This is a genomic window from Streptomyces sp. NPDC055078, assembly GCF_053607985.1.
Genome location: NZ_JBSGUP010000031.1, coordinates 20,335 through 29,959 on the forward strand (window position 1 = coordinate 20,335; position 9,625 = coordinate 29,959).

Here is a 9,625-nt window from a genome sequence, read left to right on the forward strand (position 1 = left end):
CGGGAAGAGTCCCAAGAGGGTGAACTTAGGTAAGCCTTGCATAAGTTGAGTATGAGTTGAGCGTGAGGTGCGCGCCGGAGCCGGAGCCCCGGCGCGCGCTGAGCTGCCCGGAACGGGTCAGGGCAGGCGTACGGCCGACAGCGCCGCACCCACCACGGGACCGATCTCCGCCAGCCGTTCCGGGTCCATCAGCTCGTCGTGGGAGCAGTCCACGGTGTGTTCGACGAGGCGGCCGTCGAGATACGCGGGCCACACCGCCGCCGGGGCGTCCTCGGGCGAGGTGGACCGGGACGCCGTGAAGAACAGCACATCGCCTCGGTAGCGCGGGGTGCGGCTGCGCGAGAGCAGCCGTACGCAGTGCACATTCGTGTCCACGACGGCGCTGAGCAGCGACTCGTCGAAACCGGCCAGCAGACCCTGGCTGTCCCGGATGGCCGCCACGGCCTCCTCCCGGCTCACCGCGCCCGCCGGACCGCCGGCTGCCCCTGCCCCTGCCGACTCGTCGGCGTCGCCCGCCGAGCCGTCCGCTCCCGCCGCTCCCGCCGCCGGACCGCCGGCGTCACCCGCCGAGACCCCCGCGACGGAGAGCAGGAACCCGCTCTCCTCCCGCTCCAGCCGCTCCCGCCAGTCCGGCGCGTCGATGTACGACCAGTCGTCCGTCTCCGGCGGATACGCGTCGAGGAGACCGAGGAACGCGACCTCCTCGCCCCGCTCCTGGAGGAGCGCGGCCAGCGTCTGGGCGACCGTGCCGCCGAAGGAGTAGCCCAGGAAGTGGTACGGGCCCCGGGGCTGCACCGCCCGGATCTCCGCCAGATACAGCTCGGCCAGTCCCGCGACATCCGCCACCTCGGGCAGCGGCCCCGACAGGCCCGGCGACTGGATGCCGTACACCGGCCGGTCCGGCTCCAGATGGCGCAGCAGCCCGGTGTACTGCCAGCTGAACCCGGACGCCGGGTGGAAGCAGAACAGCGGTGCCCGCGTGCCGCGTTCCCGCAGCGGCATCAGGACCCGCAGGGCGTCCCGGCGGGCGTCGGTGCCGATCCGGGCGGCCACATCGGCGACGGTGGGCGCGGACATGACCGTACCGACCTGCACCGGGATGCCCAGCTCCGTACGGATGCGGCCGACCAGCCGCATCGCCAGCAGCGAATGGCCGCCCAGCTCGAAGAAGTTGTCCTCGACGCCGACCCGCTCCAGGCCCAGCACCTCGGCGAAGATCCGGCACAGGAGTTCCTCGCGGGCGTCCTTGGGCGGCCGGCCGCCCCCCGTGTCGCCGAAGTCCGGCGCGGGCAGCGCGGCCCGGTCCACTTTGCCGTTGACCGTCAGCGGCAACGCGGGCAGCTCCACAAACGCGGAGGGCACCATGTACTCGGGCAGCGTCGCCGACAGCCGCGCCCGCAGCGCTGCCTGCCCGGCGGCAGCGGAGGCCGCGGCACCGGCTTCCGGTGTACCCGATGAGGCACCGGAGTCCGCCGTACCGGTGGCACCGGACGACGCGCCCGCCGGCACCGTGTACGCCACCAGCCGCTTCACCCCGCTGGGGCTCGTATGGACGACGACCGCCGCCGCGGCGATGCCCGGGGTGCCGGCCACCGCCGACTCGATCTCGCCCAGTTCGATCCGGAAGCCCCGGATCTTCACCTGGTGGTCGGTGCGGCCCAGATAGTCGATCCGGGCCGCCGGGTCGTTGTCCCGCCACCGCACCAGATCGCCCGTGCGGTACATCAGCGTCCCCGGCTCCCCGTACGGATCGGCGACAAAGCGCTCGGCGGTCGCCGCCGGGCGGGCGAAGTAGCCCCGGGCCAGGCCCGCGCCCGCGAGATACAGCTCACCGGGCACCCCCGGCGGCACCGGCCGCAGGGCGCTGTCCAGGATGTAGGCGCGGGTGTTGTGGATGGGGCGGCCGACACAGGAGCCGGTGCTCTCGCCGACGTCCGCGCCGAGTGCGTTGATGGTGTACTCGGTGGGCCCGTACAGGTTGTACGCCATGGTGCCGGGCGTGTCCCGCAGCAGCGACCACATCGCGTCCGGCACGGCCTCGCCGCCGAGCAGCACCAGGACCGGCCGGTGCCGGTCCGTGTCCAGCAGCCCGGCGTCGATGAGCTGCTGTCCGTACGACGGGGTGACATTGACGACGTCGATGCCGACCCGGTCGTAGTGGGCGGTCAGCGCGGCCGGGTCCAGGCGCAGTTCCTCGCCGATGACATGGACCTCATGACCGTCGACGAGCCAGAAGAACTCCTCCCAGGACATGTCGAACGCGAACGACACGGTGTGCGCGACCCGCAGCCGCCGGCCGCCCGCCAGCGCCACCGCCGGGGCGAAGATCCGCTCCCGGTGGTTCAGCAGCATGTTCGTCAGACCCGAGTAGGGCACCACCACACCCTTGGGGCGGCCGGTGGAACCCGACGTATAGATCAGATACGCGGGATGGCGGCCGTCGCGCGCGGCGATCGGCTCCGACGGTGTCAGCGGGCCGTCGGGGAGCGCCGCGAGTTCGGCCACCGTCTCCGGCGCGTCGAGCACCAGCGGCGGCACGCCGTCCGGCACCCGCCCGCCCACCTGGCGGGTGGACACCAGACAGAGCGGCGAGGCGTCGTCGGTCATCGCCCGCAGCCGGTCCACCGGATGGTCCAGGTCCAGCGGCAGATAGGCGGCGCCGGTCTTCAGCACCGCGAACAGCGCGACCACGAAGTCCGCCGAGCGCGGCAGCCCGAGCGCCACCACCCGCTCGGGGCCCGCGCCCCGGGCGATCAGCGCCCGCGCCAGCCGGTTGGCGCGCGCGTCCAGCTCCGCGTAGCTCAGCCGCTCGCCGTCGAAGACGAGGGCCGTGTCGTCCGGGGTGCGCAGGACCTGGGCGGCGAAGAGGTCGATCACCGTGGTGTCGGGAACGTGATGGCCCATGTCGTCGCCCCGGGAGAGCAGTTCGGCCCGCTCGTCGCCGGGCAGGGTCAGCAGCCGGCCGACGGGGGTGGCCCCGGCGTCGGCGAACTGTTCCACCAGCAGTCTCAGCCGCGCGGCGAGCCGTTCGGCTGTCCCCCGGTCGTAGAGGTCGGGCCGGTAGCCGAGGCTCAGCTCCAGGGCGCGTTCCGGGGTGACGGCCAGGGTGAGCGGATAGTGCGTCCCGTCCACACTGTGGGTCCAGCCGATCCGGTGCCGGGCCACGGCCTCCTCGCGCGCCGCGTCGTCCAGCGGGGTATTGCGGAACACATACAGCGTGTCGAACAACTGGCCGATGCCGCTGAGCTGCTGGACCGGCCCGAGACCCACATAGTGGTGCGGCAGCAGCTCGGCGTGCTCCCGCTGCACCCGCACCAGCAGCTCCCGCAGCGGCTCGGCGGTGCGCAGCGTCACCCGGAACGGCAGGGTGTTCATGAACATGCCGATCATCTGGTCGACGCCGGGGATATCGGCGGGCCGCCCCGAGACGGTGGCCCCGAACACCACGTCGTCGCGGCCCGTCATCCCCGCGAGCGCCAGCGACCACGCCGTACTGAGCACGGTGTTCAGGGTGACCCCGCAGCCCCGGGCGAAGGTCCGCAGCCGGTCGCTGGTCTCCTCGCCGAGTACGATCTCCACCACCTCGGCCGTCACCGGCTGCCGGGCCGGGTCCGCCGGGGCGACCAGCGTCGCCTGGTCGAGACCCGAGAGATGGTCCCGCCAGGCGGCGGCCGACGCCTGGCCGTCCGTACCGGCCAGCCAGCGCAGATACTCCCGGTAGGGAGTGACCGGCGCCATCCCCTCCGGGTCGCCGCCGCGCCCGTACAGCGCGAACAGCTCCTCGAAGAACAGCGACTCGGACCAGCCGTCGGTCAGGATGTGATGCTGTGTCACACACAGCATCCACCGCTCGGCCGCGAACCTGATCAGTGTCACCCGCATCAGCGGCGGGTCCGACAGATCGAACCGGGTCGCTGCGTCCGCGAGCGAGAACTCCCTGAGCGCCTCGTCCTGGGCCGCCCGGTCGAGCCCGGTGAGATCCAGCTCCCGCCACGGCAGCTCCCACGCCCCGGGCACCACCTGCACCGGGCCTTCCAGCCCCTCGTGCCAGAACGCGGAACGCAGATTGGGGTGCCGGCGCAGCAGCGCGTCGAACGACGACCGGAGGGCGGCCGGGTCCACGGCGTGCAGCAGCTCGATGAAGTTCTGCATCAGATAGACATCGAGCGCGCGGTCGTCGTACACCGCGTGGAAGTACAGCCCCTCCTGGAGCGGCGACAGCGGCAGCACCTCCGCGGCGTCCGGGAACACCCGCGCGAGCGCCGCCCGCTGGGTCCCGTCCAGCTCCACCAGCGGGCCCGACACCCGCTCCGCCACCTCGGCGGTACCGGTCGCGACGGCGGCCAGCCGCGCCACCGTACGGTGCTCGAACACATCGCGCGGGGTCAGCGCCAGCGCGTCCTTGCGCGCCCGGCTCACGAGCTGGATGGAGACGATGCTGTCACCGCCGAGGGCGAAGAAGTCGTCGTCCACCCCGACCGACGCCAGCCCCAGCACCTCGGCGAAGATCCGGCAGAGCGCCTCCTCCCGCTCGCCCTCCGGCGCGCGGGAGCCCTCCCTGCCGCCGAGGACGGGCGCGGGCAGCGCGGCCCGGTCCAACTTGCCGTTGACATTCGTCGGCAGTCCCTCCAGCACCACCACCGCGGCCGGAACCATGTAGTCCGGCAGGGAGGCGGCCAGTCGCTCCCGTACGGACACGGGATCGGCGGACCCGGTGACATACCCGACGAGCCGCCGCACACCCGGGGTGTCCTCTCGCACCACCACGGCGGCGGCCGTGATCCCGGCCAGCGCGGTGAGCGCGGCCTCCACCTCACCCGGCTCGATCCGGAAGCCCCGGATCTTCACCTGGTCGTCGGTGCGGCCCAGATACTCCAGCTCCCCGCCCGGCCCCTCGTCCCGCAGCCGTACCAGATCGCCCGTGCGGTACATCCGGGTACCGGGCGGACCGTAGGGGTCGGCGACAAACCGCTCGGCGGTCAGCGCGTGCCGGTGGAGATAGCCCCGCGCCAGCCCGCGACCGGCGAGATACAGCTCACCGGCCGTCCCGGCCGGGACGGGCCGCAGCGCCGCGTCCAGCACATACGCCCCGGTGTTGCCGATCGGACGCCCGACGGCCGGGGTCGCGCTGTCCCCGAGATCGGCGGCGAGCGCGTCGACCGTGTACTCGGTCGGCCCGTACAGATTCACCGACATCACCCCGCTCGCGGCCCGCACCTCGGACCACAGCGCCTGAGGCACGGCCTCGCCGCCGAGCAGCAGCAGCGCCGGCCGGTGATGCCCCGCGGACAGCAGGCCCCAGTCGATGAGCTGCCGCGCGTACGTCGGCGTGACATCCATCGCGTCGACACCGCGCTCACGCACATAGCCGACGACGAACTCCGCGTCCCGCCGCTCCACCTCGTCCAGCACATGCAGCTCATGCCCGGCGATCAGCCAGAAGAGCTGCTCCCACGAGGTGTCGAAACCGAACGACGCCGTGTGCAGCGCCCGCAGCCGCCGCCCGCCGGCCGCCGACACCACCGGCCCGAACACCGCGTCGATATGGTTGGCGTAGAGGTTGGCCAGACCGCCGTGGGTGAGCACCACACCCTTGGGCCGGCCCGTCGAACCGGAGGTGTGGATGACATACGCCGGATGGTCACCGGCCACCTCGGGCGGGCCGAACTCCCCGTCGAACGTCGCCAGTTGCTCCACCGTCCAGGCGCTGTCGAGGACGATGCGCTCCGGCCCGCCGTCCGGGGGCAGCAGCCCCACGGCCGCCGATGTGGTCAGCACACACACCGGCCCCGCGTCCTCGATCAGATACCCGAGACGGTCCGCCGGATAGTCGAGATCGAGCGGCAGATACGCGCCGCCCGCCCGCAGCACCCCCAGGATCGCCACCACCGAGTCCGCGGACCTCGGCACCGCAAGCGCCACCACCGACTCCGGCCCCACCCCCCGCGCGGCGAGCAGCCCCGCCAGCCGGGAGGCCCGCGCGTCCAGTTCGGCGAACGTCAGCGACTCACCGCCCGCGACGACGGCGATCTCGTCCGGCGATGCGGCGGCCCGCTCGGCGAACCGGTCGGCGACCGTCCCGCCGGGAACGTCCCGGACCGGCCCCGGCCAGTGCGCCCGCAGCCGCTCCCGCTCACCGGGGGCCAGCAGCTCCAGCGCGCCCACCGCCGTCCCGGGGTCGGTGGCGATCCGGTCGAGCACCCCCGCCAGCCGCCCGGCGATCAGCCCCGCCCGCCGCTCGTCGAACAGATCGGGCCGGTACTCCAGCTGAAGGTGCGCCCGCTCGTCCAGGGACACCGCGAGCGTCAGCGGATAGTGGGTGGCGTCCCGCGCCTCCACCCCGGTCACGGACAGCCCGTCCGACACCTCGGGCCCCGCGTCCGGGTCCACCGGATAGTTCTCGATGACGACGAGGGTGTCGAACAGCTCCCCGCCGCCGGCCTGCTTCTGGATCAGCCGCAGCCCCAGATGGTGATGGGCCAGCAGCTCGTTCTGCTCGTCACGGAAGCGCCGCAGCAACTCCTCGACGCTCTCCGCCGGCCGGATCGCCACCCGCACCGGGACCGTCGTGATGAACAGCCCCACCATCGACTCGACACCCGGGATCTCGTCCGGCCGCCCCGACACCGTCAGCCCGAACACCACATCCTGCCGCCCGGTCCGCGCGCCCAGCACCAGCCCCCAGGCGCACTGGATCAGTGTGCTCGGCGTGGTGCCGAGCCGGCGGGCCGTCGCGGTCAGCCGCGCCGTCGCCTCCCCGGACAGCTCGACCCCCAGTGTTCCGGGGCGGACCGCCCGGCGCGACGGATCGGCAGGCGCGACCAGCGAGGGCTCATCGAACCCGGCGAGCGCCGTGCGCCAGGCGCCCTCGGCGGCGGCTCTGTCCTGCTGACCCAGCCACTTCAGATAGTCGCGGTACGGACGGGCCGGAGCCAGCCCCGACGCGTCGCCCCCACGCGCGTACAGCGCCAGCAGATCCCCGACCAGCAGCGGCATCGACCAGCCGTCGACCAGGATGTGATGGACGGTCACCACCAGCCGGTGATCCCCCTCACCGAGCCGCACCAGCACCAGCCGCAACAGCGGCGGCCGGTTCAGCTCGAACCGCTCCGCCAGCTCCGCCCGCTCGACCCGGCGCAGCGCCTCGGCCGCCGGATCGCGGTCCGTGCCCGGTTCCTGGCCGCCGGAAGCGACCTCCCGCCCGCCCGCCACCTCCGCCGACAGATCCACCCGCCCCACCGCGATCTTCACCTCGGCGGGTATGAACTGCACCGGCTGCGGCACCCCCTCGTGCCAGAACCCGGCCCGCAGATTGGGGTGACGCCGCAGCAGCGCCGCCGCCGCGCCCTCCAGCCGCTCGGCGTCCACCGGCCCCGCCAGCGCCACCGACACCTGCACGGTGTAGACATCGGTGGCGTTCGCGTCGTACACGGAGTGGAACAGCATGCCCTGCTGCAAAGGGGACAGCGGAAGCATGTCCTCGATACGAGCCTGCGTCATTGCTGATCCCTCCACATTGCTTCGAGCATGCTGATCTGGTCCTGGTCGAGATCGATCAGATCGAGGTCGGACGGGGTGTGACCCCCGGTGGTGCCGCCGTCCGCCCACGCCACCAGGGCGTCCAGGGCGGCCAGCCAGCCGTCCGCGATCTCGCCGACCACCGTCTGGGCCAGCGCCTCGCCCGCCCAGACGAAGGACGCGCTGAGCCGCGGCCCTTCGGGTCCGCTCTCGATCTCCGCGGTGATCTCCAGCGGATGCGACAGCGGAGTCGCCGGATCGGGCCGTACGGACAGGGCGTCCGCCTCCGCCGCCGGACCCCACGCCGAGTCGGCGGCCCCCGCGGCGGGCCGGCCGAGATAGTTCCACAGGATCTCCGGGCGCGCGCCGGGGTCGAACAGCCGCGCCGTGGCCGCGTTCGCGTACCGCAGCAGCCCCGCGCCGATCCCGCCGTCCGGGACCGCCCGCAGCAGCTCCTTGACCTCCTTCAGCGCGCTCCCGGCGTCCTGGTCCCCGGCCAGCACCGCCGCCGGATCGTAGGCACCGGTACCGAGCCGCAGCGGATACAGACCGGTCAGCCAGCCGACCGTACGGCTCAGATCGGCGCCCGGCAGCGACTCCTGCTCCCGGCCGTGCCCCTCAAGATCCACCGTCAGGGGCGCCCCCCGGCGGCCCGCGCGGGCCGACCAGTCGCCCACGGCCAGCGCCAGCGCGGTCAGCAGGGTGTCGTTGACGGTGCCGTGGAAGGCGGCGGGCACCGAGTCCAGCAGCGGCGCGGTCCGCTCGGCGGACAGCCGTACCGTCAGCTCCCGCGCGGTCGCCACCGTGTCCATCGCCGGGTCCAGCGCCCGCGCCGTCAGGGTCCGCTCCCGTACGTCAGCCTCCAGCCAGCGGTCCAGCTCGGCCACCCGCCGGGCGGTGTGCGCCTCGTTCAGCAGATGGGTGTTCCAGGTCCGCAGCGAGGTTCCGACCGGGTCGAGCACCGGGTCCCGGCCACCCGCCACGGCCTCCCAGGCCGCCCGCAGATCGGGCAGCAGGATCTGCCAGGACACCTCGTCCACCACCAGATGGTGGGCGACCAGCAGCAGCCTGCCGGGCCGGTCGGGCCCGAGGTCGAAGCGGACCGCCCGCACCGTGTGCCCGCCGGCCGGATCGAGCAGACCGGCCGCCCGGTCGGACTCCGCCGAGACCAGCTCCCGCAGCGCCGCACCGCCCAGCCCCGCCGCGTCCACCGTCCGCAGCACCCCGGCCGCGCCGATCGCCCCGCGCGGACGCACCTCGGTGCTCCACACACCCGGCCGGCCGACGGTGAGGATCTGCCGCAGCCCGTCGTGATGGTCCAGGACCGCCTGGAGCGCGGCCGTCAGATCGGCGTCCCGCACCCCGGCGGGCAGCCGCACCAGCCGCGCCTGGCAGAACCGCTCGTACGGGCCGCCGCGTGCCGCGAACCACTGCGCGATCGGCGGCAGCGGCAGCGGCCCGACCCCGTCGTCCACCGGACGCGCCGCCACAGCGGCGGCACCCTTCGCGACGGACACCAGACCGGCGGGCGTCGGATGCCGGAAGATCTGCCGGGCCGTGATCGTCAGCCCCGCCTTACGGGCCAGGCTCACCAGCCGGATGGAGACGATGCTGTCGCCGCCCAGCTCGAAGAAGTTGTCGTCCGGCCCGACCCCGGTCCGCCCCAGCACCTCGGCCATCAGCCGCGCCAGCAGCAGTACGGGGCTCTCGCCCTCCGGCGGCGGCCCCGGCACGGCCGCCACCACCGGCGGCGCGGGCAGCGCCCGGCGGTCCAGCTTGCCGTTCGGCGACAGCGGCACCCGCTCCAGCTCCAGGAACACCGACGGAACCATGTACTCGGGCAGCCGCTCCGCCGCCAGCCGCCGCAGCGCGTCCCGGTCCACCGTCGCACCCGCCGCCGGGACCGCGTAGGCCACCAACTGCCGGACCCCCGGCACATCCTCACGCACGATCACCACCGCGCTCGCCACCCCGGGCGCGGACGCGAGAACGGCCTCGATCTCACCCGGCTCGATCCGGAACCCGCGCAGCTTGACCTGGTCGTCCGCGCGCCCCAGATAGTCGAGCCGACCGCGCTGTCCGTCCAGCCGTCCGCCCTGCTCGCGTC

2 protein-coding genes are annotated in these 9,625 nt (G+C 73.6%); both read right to left on the reverse strand.

Annotated features, from left to right (window positions below; translation table 11 throughout):
* Positions 1 to 117: 117 nt before the first annotated feature.
* Positions 118 to 7,500, reverse strand: a complete 7,383-nt coding sequence (locus ACWF94_RS05025) for an amino acid adenylation domain-containing protein (RefSeq protein ID WP_453484772.1) — start codon at positions 7,498 to 7,500, stop codon at positions 118 to 120.
* Positions 7,497 to 9,625: condensation domain-containing protein (locus tag ACWF94_RS05030; RefSeq protein ID WP_453484774.1), on the reverse strand; the 2,129-nt coding region annotated here is incomplete at its 5' end. The genes ACWF94_RS05030 and ACWF94_RS05025, both read right to left, overlap by 4 nt.